General features: G+C 42.7%; 16 protein-coding genes. 14 read left to right on the top strand and 2 right to left on the bottom strand.

Annotated elements, in window-relative coordinates; all coding sequences use genetic code 11:
• Positions 1-202: 202 nt before the first annotated feature.
• Entirely contained in the window at positions 203-1,039 is an 837-nt protein-coding gene (locus H5164_RS11820; protein WP_124014786.1) for a mechanosensitive ion channel family protein, read from the bottom strand.
• A 658-nt stretch (positions 1,040-1,697) separates the two neighbouring features.
• On the opposite strand from H5164_RS11820, the gene H5164_RS11815 reads away from it, so the two are divergent.
• The 13 genes from H5164_RS11815 to H5164_RS11755 all read left to right on the top strand — a co-directional run bounded on the left by H5164_RS11815 (position 1,698) and on the right by H5164_RS11755 (position 19,130).
• Positions 1,698-6,152 (top strand): PAS domain S-box protein, encoded by a 4,455-nt coding sequence (locus H5164_RS11815; RefSeq protein WP_182756274.1) that lies wholly within the window; start codon positions 1,698-1,700, stop codon positions 6,150-6,152.
• A gap of 549 nt (positions 6,153-6,701) precedes the next feature.
• Positions 6,702-7,838, top strand: coding sequence for a nickel-dependent hydrogenase small subunit (gene hyaA / locus H5164_RS11810; RefSeq protein WP_124014784.1), 1,137 nt, complete (start codon positions 6,702-6,704; stop codon positions 7,836-7,838).
• A 2-nt stretch (positions 7,839-7,840) separates the two neighbouring features.
• Entirely contained in the window at positions 7,841-9,544 is a 1,704-nt protein-coding gene (hyaB, locus tag H5164_RS11805; RefSeq protein ID WP_124014783.1) for a nickel-dependent hydrogenase large subunit, read from the top strand.
• A gap of 30 nt (positions 9,545-9,574) precedes the next feature.
• A complete protein-coding gene (cybH, locus tag H5164_RS11800) occupies positions 9,575-10,243 on the top strand; it encodes a Ni/Fe-hydrogenase, b-type cytochrome subunit (protein WP_124014782.1) in 669 nt (222 codons plus the stop codon).
• A 15-nt stretch (positions 10,244-10,258) separates the two neighbouring features.
• Positions 10,259-10,813 carry a HyaD/HybD family hydrogenase maturation endopeptidase gene (locus H5164_RS11795; protein ID WP_182741688.1) on the top strand — a complete coding sequence of 185 codons (555 nt, stop codon included), beginning with the start codon at positions 10,259-10,261 and terminating at the stop codon, positions 10,811-10,813.
• Complete coding sequence (locus tag H5164_RS11790; protein ID WP_182756272.1) at positions 10,806-12,734, top strand: NiFe hydrogenase; 1,929 nt, start codon at positions 10,806-10,808, stop codon at positions 12,732-12,734. The genes H5164_RS11795 and H5164_RS11790 overlap by 8 nt, the downstream gene beginning before the upstream one ends.
• Before the next feature lie 55 nt (positions 12,735-12,789).
• Positions 12,790-15,228 carry a carbamoyltransferase HypF gene (hypF, locus tag H5164_RS11785; RefSeq protein ID WP_182756269.1) on the top strand — a complete coding sequence of 813 codons (2,439 nt, stop codon included), beginning with the start codon at positions 12,790-12,792 and terminating at the stop codon, positions 15,226-15,228.
• Positions 15,229-15,446: 218 nt separating this feature from the next.
• Positions 15,447-16,160, top strand: coding sequence for a hydrogenase nickel incorporation protein HypB (hypB, locus tag H5164_RS11780; protein ID WP_182756267.1), 714 nt, complete (start codon positions 15,447-15,449; stop codon positions 16,158-16,160).
• A 2-nt stretch (positions 16,161-16,162) separates the two neighbouring features.
• Positions 16,163-16,405 (top strand): HypC/HybG/HupF family hydrogenase formation chaperone, encoded by a 243-nt coding sequence (locus H5164_RS11775; RefSeq protein ID WP_182697291.1) that lies wholly within the window; start codon positions 16,163-16,165, stop codon positions 16,403-16,405.
• A complete protein-coding gene (gene hypD / locus H5164_RS11770) occupies positions 16,402-17,529 on the top strand; it encodes a hydrogenase formation protein HypD (RefSeq protein WP_182756265.1) in 1,128 nt (375 codons plus the stop codon). The genes H5164_RS11775 and hypD overlap by 4 nt, the downstream gene beginning before the upstream one ends.
• Positions 17,519-18,526 (top strand): hydrogenase expression/formation protein HypE, encoded by a 1,008-nt coding sequence (gene hypE, locus H5164_RS11765; RefSeq protein WP_182756263.1) that lies wholly within the window; start codon positions 17,519-17,521, stop codon positions 18,524-18,526. The genes hypD and hypE overlap by 11 nt, the downstream gene beginning before the upstream one ends.
• Positions 18,526-18,870, top strand: coding sequence for a hydrogenase maturation nickel metallochaperone HypA (locus H5164_RS11760; protein WP_182756261.1), 345 nt, complete (start codon positions 18,526-18,528; stop codon positions 18,868-18,870). The genes hypE and H5164_RS11760 overlap by 1 nt, the downstream gene beginning before the upstream one ends.
• Positions 18,871-18,965: 95 nt before the next feature.
• On the top strand, positions 18,966-19,130 hold the full coding sequence (locus tag H5164_RS11755) for a hypothetical protein (protein ID WP_165870019.1): 165 nt from the start codon (positions 18,966-18,968) through the stop codon (positions 19,128-19,130).
• Between the two features lie 207 nt (positions 19,131-19,337).
• On the opposite strand, the gene H5164_RS11750 is transcribed toward H5164_RS11755, so the two are convergent.
• Positions 19,338-21,095 (bottom strand): acyl-CoA dehydrogenase C-terminal domain-containing protein, encoded by a 1,758-nt coding sequence (locus H5164_RS11750; RefSeq protein ID WP_182756259.1) that lies wholly within the window; start codon positions 21,093-21,095, stop codon positions 19,338-19,340.
• A 291-nt stretch (positions 21,096-21,386) separates the two neighbouring features.
• Between H5164_RS11750 and H5164_RS11745 the strand changes: the two genes are divergently transcribed.
• Complete coding sequence (locus H5164_RS11745) at positions 21,387-22,322, top strand: hypothetical protein (RefSeq protein ID WP_259396798.1); 936 nt, start codon at positions 21,387-21,389, stop codon at positions 22,320-22,322.
• The last annotated feature ends 49 nt before the right edge of the window (positions 22,323-22,371 follow it).

The raw sequence follows: 22,371 nt of genomic DNA, 5'->3' as shown, positions 1-22,371 counted from the left end.
AGCAACATCTAACCGATAATGGTCTGTAACAGCAGACGAAAACCCGGATTGACGCGTAATATTAATGTTATCGTGAATAACACTGCTTACATAAGAGTTAGCCGCATTAAAGCTTAGAAGTAGCATGACTCGCCTCAGTATGACACTGAGACTCGTCATGCTCTGCGGTGTGAATCATTACCGCCAGAGTGCGTTAACTGGATTAGCCAAAGTGTTCTTGAAAAGCAATCATAAAATCTTCTCTTATGAGCTGCTCTAAATGTATCGCGCGTTCAGTGGGGCAAAAAATCATAATATGTACATTCTGCTCACCATTTATGCCGCTGGTAATATGAATGTGTGGTTCACTGCCCGGTAAATCGACACCGGCGTGTTTTTCTATCACGCTATTGTAGCGCTTAGCCACTTCAATAAAATCTTCACAGTGCTGTTCTATTTGACGAGTAAGTCCAGGAAACAGCGGATACAGGTTAACAAACTGCACCAGAGTAATAGTAATATTATGATAAACGTAACGTTTCATAAAATTAAGGTTTTTAACCGCATAGGTAAAAAACATACTATTTGGCAGCGTGGCGGTTTTACCTGTGTAATGGTATTGGCCTTGGTCCAGATCAATCTCTTGGATCACAGTGGCCATTAAGTTATGTTCTATTACTTCACCGTATATCTTACCCACTTCAATCCAATCACCAATCACAAATGAGCGTGAACTCGCGCGTTGTATCGAGCCGGTAAAACACAGAATAATCTCTTTTGAGGCGATGACTAAAGCAATTGCGATGGCTGTTACTGACAATGCAAATTTGCTGACTTCGGTCTGCCAAAGTACAAATAACACCACCAATATTAAGATAAATGTGCCATTTTTAGTACGCGACATCCATTTGCGTTGCACATCAGAAAGAAATGCGACATCGCCACGTATACTTGAAATGATAAAGCGTTTAATCACTGAGATGAGTATTATTATCAACACTGTTAACAATAATTTGTGCTCGAGAAGAAAATCGACTGCTAATGCTATTTTATCTACCAAACCTACAACCTATATCAATTTTGTATTCATCATGCTGAACCAATATTATTCAGCCCAGTACTTTATGGGGAATACCAACATAAAACAAGGTAATTAACCTATACATTGGATAACAAACACCTCTCACACAGTGCTTTTTGTTGCGAATAGCGTTGAATTAACTGTCATAGACCCGCTATTAATGCGTCCATTCGCCTTATGAGTAACACCAATCATGAGTTTGTTTGTGGTTAACGTCTAAGGTGATGATCTTTATCATCATATTCTCATCTATCATCCCTATTTCTGGTTAGTGAGCAGATAACTCAGCATTGAGAATAGGATTAGACAGCTTTGATTGTTGATGTCACTTGAAAGTATTCAGCCTTCAGAAAATCATCCGTGAAAAAATATCTCTACTGTGTTGAGTCGCAAACGTCACATTTACAAAATAGTTATCAACGCATTAATGACATCGCTAATGATCACAAGCTTGGGCATTAATTCAATATCTTTCTACTCTAGGCATTTTTGTCAGTTGGCGTATATATAGGGTGCTTGTTTAGCGACAAGGAGTTAAATTAGTATTAAGCTCAATCAATGATATTTTACATAAAGTTACATTGTTGTTAAATTAGCTAATTATATGCTTTTATTATGTCAGACACGGATGCATCTTATGGAAGCTGGCTCTCGTAGAATACTACTTTTCTCTGTTCCCCTAACTTTGCTCATCATGGTAATCGTTTATTACTCCTTCAACTCCGGTCGTGATATTGCGTTTCGTTACTCCCCGCTGATCGATGCCGCTATCAAAATTAAGCTTGAGGCGACGACAGGACACTTGTGGTTTGAAGAGGCAATTAGTGGTGATCGCAGCATCGATATTGACACTGTATGGGCTCATTTTGATAAATCACTATGGTATGCACATGTCATGCTTGAGGGCGGTAAGAATGGCGATACCGTCATCATGCCTCTTGATAATCCTGATTTACGCCAGCAAATTGACCAAACCATAGTCGACCTGCAAAAATTTCGCCACATGGCCCAACAACGTTGGGATGCACAATCCACGTCCGCTATTGGTTCTGATCTTGACCAACAATTTGACCAAGCCTTTATCGCGTTTAACCTTGCTGTTGATCATGTGGAAACCGCCCTGCAACAAGTTATCAATGACGATCTACACACCTTTAAACTCATGCAACTATTGCTTGCGGCTCTTATCTTGATGGTAGGGATTGTTATTGTGAGTTTGTTGTTGCGTTACAACACAAGAATAAACAAACACCTGCTGACGTTATTTAAACAAGAAGAAAGACTGCGAATTACCTTAAGCTCTATCGGTGATGCAGTAATAGTTACCGATACCCATGGCACGGTGACCTATATAAACCCAGTCGCAATTCAACTTACCGGCTGGACATCTCTTCAGGCATTAGGACAACCGCTCACAAAAGTGTTTAATATTGTTGATGCTTACACACTTGAATCGGTCAATAACCCGGTAAAAAGAGTCCTTGATACAGGCTCAATCGTCGGCCTAGATAATCACACTAAGCTTATCGCTAAAGATGGATCTGAGTATCACATTGCCGACTCAGCTGCGCCAATGCGCAATCCTGCTGGTGATATCAGTGGTGTGGTACTTGTGTTCAGGGATATTACCGAAGAGCGGACATTATTTTCTGAGCTGGAATCGAGTCAGGCAATGATAAAAGCTTTATTAAACACTGTGCCGGATATGATTTGGTTGAAAGATACCCAAGGAAGTTATTTAGCCTGTAACACCAAATTTGAAGAAATGTATGGCGCCAAGGAACATGAAATCATCGGTAAGACTGACTTTGATTTTGTCAGCCATGAGCTTGCTACTTTTTTTCGCCACAATGATGCCAAAGCACTCCACGCCGGTGAATCCACCGTCAATGAAGAATCGCTGACATTTGCCAATGACGGTCACGTTGAACAGGTCGAAACCATAAAAACACCGATGAAAGACAATCATGGTCACTTAGTGGGTATTTTAGGTGTAGCCAGAGATGTCACTAACTATAAGAAATCATTGGAACAACTTAAGCAAAGTGAGGCCAGGTTAAAAGAAGCGCAAGTTTATGCCAAAATTGGCTATTGGGAATTACTGCCCGACCAAAAAACCGCTGTTTGGTCTGATCAAATGTGTGCGTTATTTGGACTGGTTGAAAACGCCAAAGCAGATCCGCAAACCCTTTGTAACGTGATGAATAAAAGTGACATTGACACTTTTATGGCATCAGTTAAAGAATGCTTCTTGACTGGCCGAGAACACCATGTTGAATATCGGATCATTAGACCCAAGGATGGTGAAGAGCGCTGGATAGAATGTCGAGGACAATTGATCACAAATAGCGCAGGTGAAGTGCAAAAGATAGCCGGTTTTATCCAAGATATTACTGAACGCAAAAAAGCTGAAGATACCTTACGCAAAAGTGAAGCAACCATCCAAAACAAGCTCAAAGCAATATTAGAGCCCGATGCAGACATTGGTGCCTTATCGCTATCGGATATCATTGATGCTGAAGCGCTGCAATCTCTGATGGATGATTTTTATGATTTAACCGGCATGTTAGGTGCAGTACTTGATATCGAAGGAAATATTCTTGTCAGCGTAGGTTGGCAAGATATCTGTACCCAATTTCATCGCTGCCATCCTCAAACACGAAAAAATTGTATAGAGAGCGATGCAGTGCTGACACACAATGTGGAGCACAATACATTTAAGGAATACAACTGCAAAAACAATATGTACGAAATGGTTACCCCTATTGTTATTGGTGGCAAGCATCTCGGCAATGTGTTCATTGGTCAGTTCTTTTATCAGGATAAAATCCCTGATGTTGAGATATTTCGCCAACAAGCACTCCAATATGGCTTTGATGAAAAGGCGTACCTTGCCGCTGTCGATAAAGTGCCGCGCTTTACCCGTGATGAGGTCGCCCATGGAATGCGATTTTATACCAAACTCACCGATATCATTTCTGCGTCAAGTTTCAGTGCCATCAAACAATCAAGGTTACTTGCGGAGCGAGAAAAAGCGCAAGAAAGACTGCAATTATTCTCCAGAGTGTTTAGTGATACCCATGAAGGCATCATGATTACCGACGCCAAACAACAGATACTTGATATTAATCCAGCATTCACCCGAATAACCGGTTATAGCCGAGGAGATATTATTGGTAATACACCAAACATATTGAGTTCGGGTAAACAAAGTCCGCAATTTTATGCACTGATGTGGCTCACAGTTTCAGAAAATGGATACTGGCAAGGCGAAGTATGGAATAGGACAAAGCAAGGACAACTCTATGCAGAATTACTCACTATTTCATCATTAACCAATAGCCAAAATGAAGTGACTCATTATGTTGGGATGTTTTCTGATATCACTAACAGTAAGCTACAACAAGACCAACTGAATTTAATGGCTCACTATGATGTTCTGACGAAACTGCCTAATCGCGCGTTATTTGTAGACCGTTTTCAACAATCCATTGCTCATAGTATGCGCACAGGACATCAACTTGCGGTGTGTTTCCTAGATTTAGATGATTTTAAACCCGTAAATGATAACTATGGTCATGATGTTGGAGATCGCTTATTAATTGAAGTCGCAAACCGCATTAGTGCCTGTATTAGAGAAGAAGATACCGTATCGCGGCAAGGCGGCGATGAATTTGCCATATTACTCAATGATATTAAGTCTGCTTCACAATATGAAGTAACCATAGACCGAATCCATAAAGCGTTAGCAGAACCTTATATCATTGATGATATACAACATCGTATTACCGTTTCTAGTGGGCTGACCTTATATCCTGCTGATAATGGTGATATCGATACGTTATTGCGGCACGCTGATCACGCTATGTACCAATCGAAATTAACCGGTAAAAATCGTTCTCGATTATACAGTGCCGATTCTGACCAGCTTATTATCCAAAAAAATCATCACCTCGAAGAAATTCAACAGGCATTTGCTAACCATGAATTTCAGCTCTACTATCAGCCGAAAGTGAATATGGTCAGTGGACATGTATTTGGCGTAGAAGCTTTAATACGTTGGAACCACCCACAGAAAGGGCTCACTTCACCGGGAGATTTCTTACCATTTATCGATGGTACCGTACTAGAAATCGACATCGGCGAGTGGGTTATCAATCAGGCTTTACAACAACTTGATGATTGGCAAAAACAAGGTATTAAACTTGAAATTAGCGTTAATATTTCGTCAAATCATCTGCGTACGCCAACGTTTGTTGCTCATCTTGAAGATAGTTTAAGCCAATATCCCAATAATAATGCTCAATATTTGCAACTAGAGATACTGGAAAGTTCTGCTTTTGGCGACATCAATACCATTAATCATATTATTGAGGAATGCCAAAACCGGCTGGGGGTGAGTTTTGCACTGGATGATTTTGGTACCGGGTATTCATCGTTAACTCATTTAAGAAGTTTACCGGTGAATACGATTAAGATAGACCAGAGTTTTGTGCGAGACATACTCGATGACCCAAGTGACTACTCGATCATTGAGGGAGTCATTGCATTAACTAAATCATTTGACCGCAATGTTATTGCCGAAGGCGTTGAAACAACCAATCATGGTCTACTGCTGTTACTCATGGGCTGTGAGCAAGCTCAAGGCTATGGAATAGCCAAACCTATGCCTGCAAAAGATTTTTTACCATGGCTAAGCAATTATATTCCAAATAAAAGTTGGCGTATTGGTGGTAATCAAAATCACAGTAACAAACAAACTAGCCTAGATATATTTAAACTGATCACTGCACAGTGGAGAGAAAAATTTGCCAAAAAGATTTTATCCTCTGCAGATGAAGGAATTCCTTGGCCCATTCTTGATGATCAGACATGTCAATGCGGCAACTGGATCCGTCGAGAAAAGCAAGGGCAGTTATTTGAATCGCAATATATTCAACTATTTGAACACCATCATAGTAAGATTCATTTTATTGCTGATGGGATAAAGCATCAATATCTGCAAGGGCATCTTGATGCCGCCTGTGAGAGTCTGGTTGATTTAGATCTCGCATTCGATGACATCGATAATACTGTTAGCTTATGCCAATAGCCTTGTTTGATTTTGCTCAAAGCACAGGGCTAACTCAAGTCTAGCGCGGCGAACATAAGTCGATTAGCAGAGCTTACCTAAACTGATGGGTAATCTTAAATACATCATACTCTGGCAGTATACTCTGGCAGTAGTCAGTTATTTTATACCAGCTTATTGCTATTCAAAATAAGCATCAAGCTTCACCCGTTATCCCCATCTCGCTGATAATGGCAGTAAAATTTTTTTTCATTTTCACTGATTCATTTTGATCTATAAGCAAAATGAATCAGTCACGCCATACAATCTTAACTGAATCACTGCCGTTCACTGCCGTTCACTGCGCGATCACGTCCTGAGCTAAAATATGATCTGAGACAATTTGTCCAAATTGAGTTTTGTTAACTTGATCAACCTCATAAATTAGAAGCTACAAGCTTATTTTTGATAAGGAAATTTCTTACAAGTTGATTTACATCAAAGAGGATTTTTAGCCGAGTTCTAAAATTGATACCGATAGATTGCAACTCATTATTAGCAACTGAGCTAACTTAAGCAGAAGGTATCAACATGGACACACATGCAGCCCTTTATAAACAGGGTCAAGATCGCCTTGATTATTTACGCCAATTTGCCCAACGTCAGCCTGTCTCATTACAAGAAAAAATGGCTAACCTTGGGATATCTCGTCGAGACTTCATTAAGTGGACCGCATCGGTCTCTGCAATGTTTGCCTTGCCCCTACCCTTTAGTAACTTAGTCGCTGAAGCAGCTGAATTAGCCGACCGAGTCCCACTCATTTGGTTACACCTAGCCGAATGTACTGGTTGCTCCGAGTCATTAATTCGCACTGACTCCCCCAACCTTGACACGTTAATTTTCGATCATATCTCACTTGAATATCATGAGACGCTGATGGCGGCCTCTGGTTGGCAAGCAGAAGAAAACTTAGAAAATGCCCTTGAAACCTACAAAGGTCGCTATTTACTTGCGGTTGAAGGTGCGGTGCCGACGGCTAACAATGGCACCTTTTTAACCGTCGGCTGTAAAGGCCATACGGGTCTGCACATTGTCAAAGAAGCGGCTGAAAATGCTGCGGCAATTGTCTCTGTTGGCACCTGTGCCGCCTTTGGTGGTGTGCAAGCCGCAGCGCCAAATCCGACAGGGGCAAAAGGGGTTTATGAAGTGGTCGATAAGCCGGTGATTAACTTAGGCGGTTGCCCTCCGAGTGAAAAGAACATTGTTGGCACAATAATGTATTTCATTATGTTCGGTAAGTTGCCAGCCCTGGATATGTTTAATCGTCCTAAATGGGCCTATGGCGCACGGGTACATGATAATTGTGAACGTCGTGGTCGCTTTGATGCCGGCGAGTTTGTTGAAGAATTTGGTGATGAAGGCGCAAAAGCAGGTTACTGCCTTTATAAAGTCGGTTGTAAAGGTCCATACACCTACAACAACTGCCCAACGGAGCGTTTTAACCATCACACGAGTTGGCCTGTGTTAGCCGGTCACGGATGTATGGGGTGCTCTGAGCCTAATTTCTGGGATGACATGGCCGATTTTGAAAAACCACTCGGACGCCAACTGTTACACGGTGTTGATGCTACAGCTGACACCATAGGTGCAGTCATTTTAGGCGCAACCGTTGTCGGTATTGGCGCCCATGCAGTAGCAAGCGTATTTGCTAAGCCTTTGGAGGAATAATCATGAGTAAACGTGTCGTTATCGACCCTATCACCCGCATCGAAGGCCATTTACGTGTCGAAGTTGAAGTAGATGACAATAATGTCATTACTAAAGCTTGGTCTTCGTCGACCTTATGGCGCGGCATTGAGGTGATTTTAAAAGGCCGAACTCCAATGGATGTGGGCTTAATTGTGCAACGTATTTGTGGCGTATGTACTTATTCGCACTATCGTTGCGGTACTGAGGCGGTTGAAAATGCCCTCGGAGTTAAGATCCCTCTTAATGCAAAATACTTACGCAGCTTAATGCAGTCGTCACTCTACATGCATGATCATATTGTGCATTTTTATCATCTACACGGTTTGGATTGGGTGGATGTGGTATCGGCATTGAGCGCCGATCCGGCACTGGCGGCACAAGTGGCGATGAAATATTCTGATACGCCCATTGCTGCTGGTGAAGGTGAACTTAAAGCCGTACAAGCCCGCGTAAAAGGCTTGGTTGAAACCGGAAAACTCGGGCCATTTGCCAATGCTTATTGGGGGAATAGTACTTATCGCTTTAGTCCTGAACAAAACCTCATTGCGTTATCACATTATTTAAAAGCCCTTGAAGTGCAACGTGTTGCCGCTGAAATGTTAGCGATATTTGGTGGTAAATCGCCACATCCACAGTCGATTGTTGTGGGCGGCGTAACCTCAGTGCGTGACATGTTAAGCCCTGCCCGTTTACAAGAATGGAAACAAAAACACGCTATCGTACAAGATTTTATTGAGCGAGCTTATCAAGCCGATATTGTGATGGCGGCAGAAGCATTTGGCTCTGAACCCAGTGTACTTGGCGGGGTAAATGTTAGCAGCTTCTTATGCGGTGAAGACTTTATTACCTCTGATGGCGAGTATTTATTCCAACAAGGGGTGATTTTAAACGGTGATTTAGCCAATGTGTCAGATATCGACCCTAGCTTAATTAAGGAAGACGTCACCCATGCTTGGTATCAAGCTGATGGGCCGCAACATCCATATGTAGGTACCACAATTCCTGATTACACTGGCTTTATTGAGCGCGATACTGTGTACGGCAAATTGCCAACCATTAATGGCGACGGTAAATACTCTTGGGTTAAATCACCACGCTATCAAGATGAGCCGTTAGAAGTAGGTCCGTTAGCCTGTTTACTGGTTAACTATGCCCGCGGAAATCAGGTTGTTGTCGATGCGGTAAACGGCTTGTTAGCCCGTACAGGCTTACCTCTTGAGGCGCTATTTACCACCTTAGGTAGAACAGCTGCACGTATGCTGCAAACGGTATTAGTAGGTCAAGCGAGTTTACAAACCTTTGATGCCTTACTGGTCAATATGCAGTCAGATGAATCAACTTATGTGAAGCCTGAAATTGATCCAGACCGCGTTTATGAGGGCTTTGCGATGATTGAAGCACCTCGCGGTATGTTAAGTCATTGGATCCGCATTAAAAATGCTAAAGTTGAAAACTACCAAGCAGTGGTCCCCACTACCTGGAATGCTGGCCCTGTGGATGCTAATGGAAAAATGGGCCCTTATGAAGCATCGTTGATTGGTTTGAAACTTGAAGACCCAACTAAGCCTTTAGAAGTCATTCGCATCATTCATTCCTTTGATCCTTGTATGGCGTGTTCAGTTCACGTGATGGATTACAAGAAACAGACTCTAGGTCAATTTAAAATTGATCCAAATGGGTTTTAATCAGAGGTAATGGACTAGGAGGGAAAAAGTATGCAACATATTGCAACCCACGACCGGCAGTTGATATTTACTCCAGCGATTCGAATATTTCACTGGTTACGTGCCTTGTCTATTTTAGTATTAGTGATCAGCGGATTTTATATCGCCTGGCCATTTTTAGTGGCACCGGCTAGCACAGATGTCTTGGTGCAAGGTTGGATCCGCTTTGCGCATATCATTTTTGGATTTTTGTTAACCAGCATCACCTTAGTGCGTTTTTACTTATTTTTCTTTAGTCGAAATAGCATCGAACGACGTTCGTTTAAAGATGTGTTGAGTGTAAAAAGCTGGATAACGCAAATAAAATCCTATTTTTGGATGGGCAGTTTAGACAAAGCTGGAGTTTACGGACCATTACAGTTTATGACTTATGTGGCCATTTCGTTTGTTGCCTTGATTATGTGCATCACTGGCTTAGTGCTTTACGCCAATGTGTATCACTTAGGTATTGGCGGAATGCTAGGTGATGTATCAGCATGGATAACTGGTCTTTGTGGCGGATTAGCACCACTGCGAACTTATCATCATTACCTAACATGGGCCTTCATTATTTTTGTGGTGATCCATGTGTATATGGCGGTGTGGTCTGGTATTCGCTTTAAACATAATTCAGTCGATTCCATTGTATCTGGTTACGACTATCACAAAGTACGTAAATAGGATGAATCAATAATAGTGAAAAAAATATTGCTGTTAGGTATAGGCAATGTATTGTACGCCGACGAAGGAGTCGGCGTGCATTTTGTCAATTATATCAAAGACAAATATCAAATTAGCCATCTAACTGACAGTATGGATATTGTCGATGGTGGCACCCTCGCCCAAGGGCTAATTCCAATGATTAGTCGTTATGACCATTTAATAGTGGTTGATACGGTTAACAGTGTTGGTGTGAAGCCTGGCGAAGTGTATTTTTTTGATTTTGACCACGCCCCTGCTGAAATTGATTGGCAAGGCAGTGCCCATGAAGTAGAAATGCTGCAAACACTCAATATGATGGACATTGTCGGTGACAGACCGCTCACATTTGTTCTCGGCGTTACCCCAACGGTAATTGAACCAATGACATTAGGATTGACGCCAGATTTACATGCCGCCATTCCTGTGATGGAACACGCACTATTATCGCATTTGGCCAGCTTAGGATTTAGCCTGGAAATTGTGAATAATATAACCATTGATCAGGTGATTCCTGACGCTTATAAGCGAGGTTGCTATGTCGATGCATAACATTCGATTTGACTTTGTATGCCAGAGGCATGTGCCATTATATGAGCATTTGTGTAATCAATATCTGGACCGGACTGAACTTAATATTAGTATTGGTGCAGAATCTGACCCGCAAACAAGTACCACACGTTATTTTATTGAAGCCTTTGCCACACAAGCTCAACTTGAAGCGTTAGCAGACGATATTGCCAGTGATTTTTTACTGTCGGTTTGGTTACTCAACACTCATATTGAACGTATTGAGCAGCACAGTGGCCAGCGAAAACCTTTGGAGATCTCAGCCAAATCTTCAGGGTTACCTTTGTATTTTTGCCAACATTGCCAACCACTTTTTGGCGATAATCAACAGCCCTCTTTTGGTAATATAAACCTGCACTGTGAACACTGCATGGGGCATGAGAAACTCAGTCGTGATGAAAAATCGTTAACTCAGGCCGACATCGTGTTAATGGCCAACCGCTTAATTAGCCATAAATCACTGCCCTTACCTATTCTCGGGTTAACCTTGTGGTTAACGCCACCCACCTCATTAACAGATGAGCAAGCCAAAACACCAACGCAGACTGAAACACGCCAAGCGAATCAATACCAAAGACCACACATATTAATTTGTAACCCCAATTCACTGAATAGCCATTTTATCGTCAATGACAGCCAAGTATTGGCTTTATCGAGTATCGAAAAACCGTTAATTTGCGTTCGAGCAAGTAGCGATCATCCCAGCTTATTGGCGCCCTTGTATGAGATCCAATTCGCTGAAAACCGTTTGTTGGTGATCCTCACCGAAGTGCTGCGCCAAAAAGGCATTCATTGGTTATACGTGAGCAAGAATAGCGATCAACAAACCAGCCAAGATGGCGTACTGAAAGCGCCATTGCGTTTAGCGATGATTAATCATCAGTGGTTGCCCATTACCAGCCTGAATAATGGCACTATGCCCTTGCCCTCTACTATCACCTGTTTACATGATGAAAATAACTATCAAGATGGTCATTTTGCGTTTCGTGCTCACACCACAAACACCAGCATAGACTGGCAAGTCAGCCCTGCTGAGCCACCAGCAACAGTGTTAGAGAATGTCATAACTGACGATTCAAGTGATGTCAGCACCTCAATAACGACCAGTTTATGTGCATTAAATGCCGCACTATTACGTTGTGACCTGACCAAAAAAATTCGTAAAGCGCAATTTGTAAAACATGCTGCGGTACTATATTTCAGCCAACAAAATGCCAGCCAAATCGTCACCCTAGACAGCCAAAGTCAGCCTGAGTTGTTTTTTGAAATCCCCAAATTGCCTTTATCTGGTTATGAGATTTGTCATCGCTTATCTGAGTCGCCACAAAAAAGTCTGCTGGATAAATTTAAGCAGTTATTTCCTGCTGAGTATAACCAACTGTTGGACCTGCACATTCAAGCAGATGATGGTGCATTGTCACAATTAATGGCAGTTGCCACGCTTATTATTGGCGGCTATTCGGTTGAGACCGCTCAGCGAGTCACGGTCACTGAACTTGCCGATAAATTTATCGCCCTGGCAATGGCGCATCAGGGTAACAACGCTCCGCGAATTGACTTTCCGCTCACCAAGGGAGCCGCGCATCGAGGTCTCAATTGGTGTAAAACGTTAGGCACATTAATGAGTTTCAAGCTAGCGGGTGAAACTAACTTAGCCAAATTAGCGTTTGCATTTCATGATTCGTTTGCAGATTATTTAAGTCATTGGATAGAGCATTTAGATCAAAATATTGGCATAAAACAGTTAGTGATTGCTGGCAGTGACTTTGCCAATCCGGTGTTAACTGAACGAGTGCAAATACGTATTGGTAAAAACTTTCCCCTAGTGGTTAATCCGTTATTGGATTTTGATGGCGTTAATATCGCAATAGGTGGTCTATATCTCAAACAACGCCGCGGATAAAGGGTATCTTTAGGTATATCAGTTTTTGCTTATCCTCGTTTGAGATTGAGTTTTTATGAAGCCATTACGACAAGTTACCGTTATTGTTAAAGGTATTGTACAAGGAGTTGGATTTCGTCCCTTTGTGTTTAGGCTGGCACACCAATTGAATTTAGTGGGCAGTGTGCTCAACAATCATCTTGGGGTGACAATTATTTTGCAAGGCAGTAACCAACTGATTGAACAGTTTATGGATAGTTTGACTCAATCGCCTCCGCCATTAGCGCGAATTGATGCCATTGAAGTCATAAATCACCGCCAATTAAGTCAATTTGACGGCTTTAGTATTATCGATAGCCACATTTTAGACGGCGAACATGCCAACGTCGCGATTTCAGCCGACATGAGTATTTGCCTAGATTGTCTCGATGACATTAACGATCCTCATAACCGTCACTACCAGTACCCGTTTACCAATTGCACAAATTGCGGCCCGCGTTATAGCATTATTGATTCACTCCCCTATGACAGATGCAACACTGCGATGGCGGATTTTGTGATGTGCGATCGCTGCCGCGCGGCTTATACCGATCCACTCAATCGACGCTATCATGCTCAGCCAGTGAGTTGTCCCCACTGTGGCCCACAATTAACCTTTAGTACCATCAATGCAAACGCCGAATTTCTCTATGACTCATCGATGTTAATCGCATTAGAGCAAGCCGTTGAAATGATTAACCGTGGCGGCATTGTGGCCATTAAAGGCTTAGGCGGATTCCATTTAGTCTGCGATGCCACTAATAATGACGCTGTGGCAGCACTGCGCCAACGTAAACAGCGCCCTGCAAAGCCTTTGGCGATTATGGTCACCAACTTAGCTCAAGCTCAACTGTGCGTTAGTGGCACGCCAGCAGAATGGAAAACATTAACCAGTCCTGAGAAACCCATCACCTTGATGAATAAGCGTCATACTCGTGCAAAGAGTGATAACAATGATGCTGCAAGTAAACATAATAATGCTATCGCACTTAGCTCATTGCTAGCACCAGGTATTGATCGCCTTGGGATCTTTTTGCCCTACACCCCATTACACCATTTATTAATGCAGCGTTTAAACAAGCCCATTGTGGCGACCAGTGCCAATCGCAGCGGCGAGCCGATTATCACGAATAAGACTGATATCGAAAAACATCTAGCCCATGTTATTGATGGGATACTTGACCATAACAGGCCGATTATTAATGCCTGTGATGACAGTGTGGTGCAAGTGATCGACGAGCAGGTGCAAGTGATTCGATTGGCCCGTGGCTATGCGCCACTGACCATCAACCTTCATTCTCCCATGCTATCCAATAGTCAACACAGCGTATTAGCGGTTGGTGGGCAACAGAAAAACACCGTTGCATTTGGCTTTGACGATAATCTGATTGTTTCGCCACACATTGGTGATTTATTCAATCTAGAAGCACAGCAATATTTCAACCAAAGTTTAGCAACGTTCAGGCGCCTATATGATTTTAGCCCGAGCCATATTGTGCATGATAATCATCCACAATATGCACCGACTCAATGGGCGGTGAATTATCAATGTGAGCATCAACTGCCGCCATCTCATTGTATTGGCGTACAACATCATTTCGCCCACGTACTGTCGGTGATGGCAATGCATCAACGTACTGATCAAGTTATAGGATTTAGCTTTGACGGAACCGGCTTAGGCGATGACAGCGTACTATGGGGCAGCGAAGTGATGCTGGGAGATATACACGGTTTTACCACTTTGGCACACTTTAGTTCCTTTAAGCTTATTGGCGGTGAACAAGCGATTAAGCAGCCAGTGAGAATTTTACTGGCATTATTATTTGAGCAGATGTCACTGCAACACGTGCTCACACTTCCCATTGCTGCGATACAAAATTTAGGCCGACATAAGGTAATGAATTTGTATCAGTTATGGCGTAACAACAGCCATTGTATTGAATGTCGCTCTGTTGGACGCTTATTTGATGCACTGGCGGTGGCATTAGACTTTATTGGCAGCTCACAATATGAAGGCCAAGCCGGTATGATGATTGAAGCCGCTGCAAATGACTATCTTAACAATGTCAGTATTGAGGGCTTACCGGCAATCTTACCGGTAACACTCAACAGGTTAAGCTGCACGGGTAATCAGGCGGATAAAGCAATTGTGCCAGTACAATGGCACAGCAGTGACTTTATCGCTCAGTTAATCAATCATTTGCTCACTCACTCACAGAGCACTTCAATTAAAAAGCAAATATGTTGGCATTTTATTCATGCCATTAGCCAGCAAGTTAATCAAGTCGCTCAACAGTATCCGCAGCTACCACAGGTATTTTGTGGTGGTGTATTTCAAAATAAACTCTTACTTAGTCAATGTCTTGATGATTGTCGTCAAGGTGGCAGGCACGTTTTACCCAGTGGTCATATCCCTATCAATGACGGTGGTATTGCATTGGGACAATTGTGGTATGCCATTCATCACATGGCTTAGTATTAAATGCTAGAGATTTTTTACCCTGCCGCTGCAATCTAATTACCATGAGTTAGATAATGCTTAACTGCCAATAATTGCGCTATTGATCACATAATTTACTCAATAGCACTTTTGTTCACAGTCTTTATTACAAAATCTGATGTGCATCAAAGAATGCAGCAACCAATTAACCGACACTTATTGATAATCATAACAATAAGGTTAGGGAACATCATATGTGTAAAGATTGCGGTTGCTCAATGACTCATGACCATACTCTTCATAGTAATCCTCAGCTTAACGACAAAAAGACGTTAGCGGTTATCCATAAGATTTTGGATAAAAATGACGTAGAAGCACAACATAATCGTGATCATTTTGCCGCTCATCAGGTAAGCGCATTTAACTTAATGAGCAGTCCCGGTAGCGGTAAAACCAGTCTGTTAGAGTGTTTACATGAATATCTCGATGCTCCTTATGCGGTAATTGAAGGCGACCTTGAAACCTCACGCGATGCCGACCGCTTAATTGCCAAAGGCATCAATGCCTATCAAATTCAAACCGGCTCAGCCTGTCATCTCGACGCTTTTATGGTTCACGGCGCACTGCATCACATTAATTTAGATGATGTAGAGATTTGTTTCGTTGAGAACGTCGGCAATCTAGTGTGCCCAGCCAGTTATGATGTCGGCACTCATAAAAATATTGTGTTGTTATCAGTGCCTGAAGGTGACGATAAAATTGAGAAGTATCCAGTGATGTTTCGCCGTGCCGATTTGGTCGTTATTACTAAATCTGATCTGCTGCCTCACTTTGATTTTAGTATCGATGAGGCTAAAGCACAGTTAAGTAAATTAAATCCCAACGTTGAATTATTAGTGGTATCAGTGAAAAATTCTGATTCAATGAAAGCGTTGGCGAGCTGGTTTGATAAGCATCAGGAATATTAATTATGTGTTTATCAATCCCATCAAAAGTTGTTGAAATTCATAATGATGAAACGGTAACGGTTGATACGCTTGGCGTAAAACGTCGCGTGAGTTGTCATTTAATCAGTGATCCGCTCGCCATCGGTGACTTTGTATTGATTCATATTGGTTTTGTGATGAATAAAATTGACCATAAAGATGCCCAAGAAAGCCTCGATTTGTATCGTCAAATAGTCACCGCGATGCAATTGGAGTCGGCGCAATGATGACCCTCGATGACTTTTATCAAGGATTTCGAGATCCACTGACGATTCGTCATTTGGCGCAATTAATTGCGCAACAAGCAGCCAAAACCAACGAGCAAATAAACATCATGGAAGTGTGCGGTGGTCATACGCACACCATTATGAAATACGGCTTATTACAATTATTACCCGCCAACATTCACTTTATTCATGGTCCTGGTTGTCCGGTCTGCGTTATGCCCAAAGAACGCATTGACCATGCTGCCGCCCTTGCCTCCCAAGCCGATACCATATTAGTCACCTTAGGCGATATGATCAGAGTTCCCGGTTCTGTGGGCAGTTTGGCGCTATTTCGCTCAAAAGGCTGTGATATTAGGCCAATATACGATCCACTAGATACCTTAGCGATTGCCCGTGATAATCCTGATAAAACGGTGATTTTTTTCGCCATTGGTTTTGAAACATCAACGCCAATGACAGCGGCATTATTAGCGCAAGCTGAAGCGCTAAAGATCGACAATTTATTGTTTCATATTAACCATGTGCTAGTGCCACCAGCCATTGATGCTGTGATGTCTGATAGCCGTTGTCAAGTCAATGCCTTTATTGGACCAGCACACGTGAGTGTGATTAGCGGCGCCCAAATTTATCAATCTACTGTGGATAAATACAAGACACCGGTTGTGGTGTCTGGCTTTGAACCTGTGGATGTTATGGAATCTATTTTGCGCATTGTGCGTCAAAAAGTAGCAGGCAAAGCGGAACTTGATAACCAATACAGCCGCTCAGTGAGCTACGAGGGCAATATTGCCGCACAGCAACTGGTCGACAAATACTTTATGGTTCGCGACAGCTTCCGTTGGCGTGGACTTGGGCCGATTGCTAACTCTGCGCTGACGCTGCGGCCTGAATATCATCACCGTGATGCTGAACGTATTTATGCCAAGATATTGCCCACAGAGGAAATTGATGATCATAAAGCCTGCATGTGTGGCGATATTTTGCGTGGTTTGGCCAATCCTAAAGACTGTAAAGTATTTGGCCGAGGTTGTACGCCACAAAGCCCGCTTGGCAGCTGTATGGTGAGCTCTGAAGGCGCCTGTAATGCTTATTATCGCTATGGAGAAGTGAGTCATGCCGACTAAAAAAACCATTCAGCTTAGCCACGGTGGTGGCGGTAAAGAGATGGATCAATTGATCCATGAGCTGTTTTTTAAAGCCTTTGATAATCCTATTTTGACCGCGCAAGAAGATGCGGCCACATTGAACATGTGTGGTCATATTGCCTTTACTACCGATTCATTCACGGTTTCACCGTTGTTTTTTGCTGGTGGCGATATCGGCAAGTTAGCGATTGCTGGCACAGTAAATGATTTAGCTATGATGGCCGCGCAACCTGAATATTTGAGCTGCAGCTTTATTATTGAAGAGGGATTTCCTCTTGATGACTTAAAAACCATTGTTAACAACATGGCGACTGAGTTACGTAAATCTGGCGCTCGAATTGTCTGCGGTGATACTAAAGTGGTGCCTAAAGGCTGTGCTGATGGCTTGTTTATAAACACGTCTGGCGTTGGGCGTATTTTACGTCCTGATATTTCAGCGCGTAACTTACAAGTGGGAGATGCGATTATTGTCTCTCGGGATATAGGCTGCCACGGCGCGGCCATTTTAATGGCTCGCGATGGCTTAACGCTTGAGTCTGAATTGCACAGTGATTGCGATACTTTATGGCCTATTATTGAGCAGTTACTTGTGGCCAACATTAACATTCATGCTATGCGCGACGCCACTCGGGGCGGCTTATCCGCAGTATTAAACGAGTGGGCTAAAGCGTCGCAAATTGGCATTAACGTTGACGAAGCCAGTATTCCTATTTGTGATGAAGTCAAAGGCTTATGTGAATTATTTGGCTTTGAACCTTTTGATTTAGCCAATGAAGGCACCTTTATTATGGCCTTACCAATGGATGTAGCCGAAGGCGCAATTGAAGTCATGCAGCGTTATGGTCATTGTGAGCATGCGGCGATAATTGGCCAGGTGACTGACGGGCATCCCGGTAAAGTGGTGCTGCAAACCCCTTGGGGCAGTAGTCGTTACTTAGATTTACCACAAGGTGAATTGCTGCCAAGGATTTGCTAATGCATGAATACTCGATTGTGATGGCGTTAATGGAGCAGTGCGAAACCTTAGCTTTGGAGCATCAAGCCACAGGCATAGAGCAAGTGGTGCTTAAGATTGGTATTTTAAGTGGCGTCGAACCCGCTTTATTATCCCAAGCATTTGACACCTTCAAGCTTGAAACGGTATGCCATAACGCTAAATTGATAATGAATATTCAACCGTTAGTGTTGCAATGCCGCGACTGCCAAACGCAATCAGAAGTCAATGAACGTACTGTGATATGCCCCGAGTGTGGCGGCAATAACACTCTGGTGATCGATGGTGAAGACATGATGCTGATGCAGTTGGTGCTCGATACCTAGCATTGACACAGGTAACAATTAACAGATTATTGAACGACGCGTTAACTCAATCAAAACGATGATAACAAAAGTAAACCCAACAGAAGGACTCCACCATGAAATATTTATCTCTTGCCTTTATTCTTGCCACCATTCCATCTATTGCCATGGCACATGAGGGACATGGAGGGGTAGGACTTTTTCATCATTTCACTCAACTCACTCCAGCCATCGTACTTGTAGCCATTGTGGCCTTTATCTATTGGAAGCGAAGTAAGTAATCAAGCGACTCGTGGTTAGGCGATAGGTAACGCCAGTTTAGGCTCTGTATTGCGAAGCAAGAACAAACTTATTGCCTTAACAGAGTTAACCTGAACTCAAGTTAGTGAGTGTATAGCTGCAATAAAAAAGCCTTCCAGAGGAAGGCTTATTGTGTGGCAGCAACTTATTAGCAGCGCATAATGGACTCAGTTCAGCGGTAACTAGGCTTAGAACATGTCAGCTGGCATGGCCATAATCGATTTATCACCTTGATTAACTTGTGATAAATGATATTGAGATTTTGATAGTAGCTTATCCATGTAGAAATCTGCCACAAATTGTTTTTGCGCCGCAAAGCTTTGATCTTCGTGGCTTGATGCTTTATCGGCCATTAATAACCAGAAGTAGCCGTATACTGCGTAACCAAAGGCATCTAAAAAGTCGACCGCACAAGAGTTTACTAATGCTGGTTGAGTTTTCTTGTTAGCATTAATGTAGTTAGCGGTTGTTAGCAACTCATCAAACACTTGGCTTATCATCGCTTTATGATCGCCATTTGCCTGAGTTAACTCAATAAGACTCGCATTCACTTCAGCGACAAATTCAGTCAAGGTAGCAACGTCATCACCGGTAATTTTACGGCCTAAAAAGTCGATAGCCTGAATACCGTTAGTGCCTTCGTATATTTGTGCAATACGGGTATCACGCACAAACTGCTCAATACCTGTTTCACGGATATAACCATGACCACCAAAGACTTGCTGGCCCATGATGGTGGCATCTAAACCGCGGTCAGTTAAAAAGGCTTTTGATACTGGGGTCAGTAAACCTACATATCTAGCCGCTTTTACTTGTACATCACCACTAGCATATTTTGCTAAATCCAGCTGCTTACCGGTATATACCGACAATGCTCTACCCGCTTCGGTCATAGCGCGAATCGTTAATAGCATACGTCGCACGTCGCCATGAACAATAATTGGATCAGATGTTGCACCCGTGGCAGAACCCGCTGCTGCGATACCTTGTAAACGATCTTTAGCATATTCACTGGCCATTTGATAAGCCGCTTGCGCGTTACCTAAACCTTGTAAGCCAATGGCTAAACGCTCATAGTTCATCATGGTAAACATACACACTAAACCACGATCCGGCTCACCGATTAAAAAGCCTTTAGCATTATCGTAGTTCATCACACACGTCGCGGATGCTTTCAGCCCCATCTTGTGTTCAATAGAACCTACCGTTACACCATTAGGTTCGCCTAAGCTACCGTCGCTGTTAACGCGAATTTTAGGCACTAAAAATAATGAAATACCTTTTGAACCGGGTAGTTTAGCTAATACTAAGTGGATAACGTTTTCAGTTAAATCTTGATCGCCGCCAGTAATAAAAATCTTGTTACCCGTAATGGCGTAGCTGCCATCATCAAGTGGTTCTGCTTTAGTGCGAATACCACGTAGATCAGAACCAGCATGAGGCTCGGTCATGTCCATGGCACCAGCCCATTGGCCAGTATACAAATTAGGTAAATAGGTTTGTTTTAACTCGTCGTTTGCATGAGCATTAATACACAAGGCAGCACCTGCGGTCAGTGAACTGTAAAGCGTAAATGAGTTACATGCGCTATAGCCCATTTCATCTACCAGTACACCGAGCATTTTGGGCATACCCATGCCACCAAAATCCGCCTCGCCGCATAATCCCACCCAACCGCCATCAGAAAACTGCTGATACACTTCTTTAAAACCATCAGGGGTAATAATGTCGTTACCTTTATGAACCACACCTTGCTCGTCACCGTTGCGATTTAAAGGGTGAAGCAGATCACGGCTGATCTTATTGGCTTCCTCTAGAATGGCGAATGCAGTATCAAGGTCAACAACATCTGCCATCGCAGGAAGCTGTTCCCATGTTGCTTTTGCATCAAATACCTGTGCCAACAAGAATTGCATGTCCTTTAACGGTGCTTGGTATGGGTTCATAAGAGTCTCTTAAACGAATAATTAAAACAGTTGTTTTAATTTATACTAAAGCGTCACAAAAGGAAAAGCTTTTTAGCAATTATCTAACCATATTTTGACGAATGTTGGCTTCTCACTTGCCCTTATGTTGATTGTTTAGGTTTCTCAACCCAATAGGGTTTCAATGAGTTACAATTGGTCGAACGCTGATTGGGTGAGCAACTTATTTGATTAACAACTATGGTGTGTTTAAAGCACATTGTTCACCACAATAAACAGACCTTAGCATTAGATAATAGCAAGTGACACTTTATGCATACTCGCAATGACTCGCAGGCCTCATCACCGATTTTATCTGAATACTTTCAGCAAGTAACAGTTATTGGTAATGCAAGTGGTGATTGGCAACCCGCTCAAATTGGACATACTTTCATCTTTAATGGCACTCAACATGAAGCCGATAAAGTGATTAATATTTGTAATGGGCCTTATGCTGGCTCACATTATGCTTTTGTGGTCAGTAATAGCCCGGATAACGATCAATTAGTGTCACTGCTTACCGAAGTAGGCGAAACTCTCGAGGTGCAGTTAACCTGTTGGCCATCATCAGGACTGGTGACTATTTTATTAATGTCCCTGATGGCACAACAGGTCAATGTACAGCGGATGTCTTTATTACCCTCTTTAGCTAGACCTGATGACATGCCGGCGAATGAGTATTTACCCTGCATGGTGCATAATTGGTTAGGCGAACGTCGTATCGCTTTAGGATTACAGCTCACCAGCCATAATATTCAGTGGCCAGCGTTATTTCTCGATGATGCATCTCCCCTATTGCCGCAGGATAATGATCCCGTTGATATTAATCCATTTGAAGTATTACTGAGTGATGCGGTCCGACGCCGGCAAAATAAACTATTAAGTCCAGACAATACCGACCCACAATTTAAGGTCGCGCAACGCTTAGCCCTGCAAGTCAGCTCGGATACACCAGATAATCTTGAGGTGCAATATGCGTTACTCGCCGCATTAAGTAACTTACCTAGTGTGCAATGGTTAACCTACGCCAATCAAAGCGACTTAATCTTGGCTGAGTCGTTGTTTTATAATCAATACCCAGACAGCCAAGCCAGTTATTGGTACCTAATTGATTATCAAGCATCACAATACTTAGACACTATCCGCCATCACCTTGCTTATTGTCAGCAAGTCATAGCGTTAACGGCCAAGCAGGCTAATGCAGACTAGTAAACACCACACAAAAAACGCCTCTATTTAGAGGCGTTTTTTGTTAATG

This window comes from Shewanella sp. SG41-3 (genome assembly GCF_014164545.1).
In the GTDB taxonomy this organism is placed as follows: Bacteria; Pseudomonadota; Gammaproteobacteria; order Enterobacterales; family Shewanellaceae; genus Shewanella; species Shewanella vesiculosa.
This window is presented reverse-complemented; position numbering and strand designations above follow the sequence as displayed.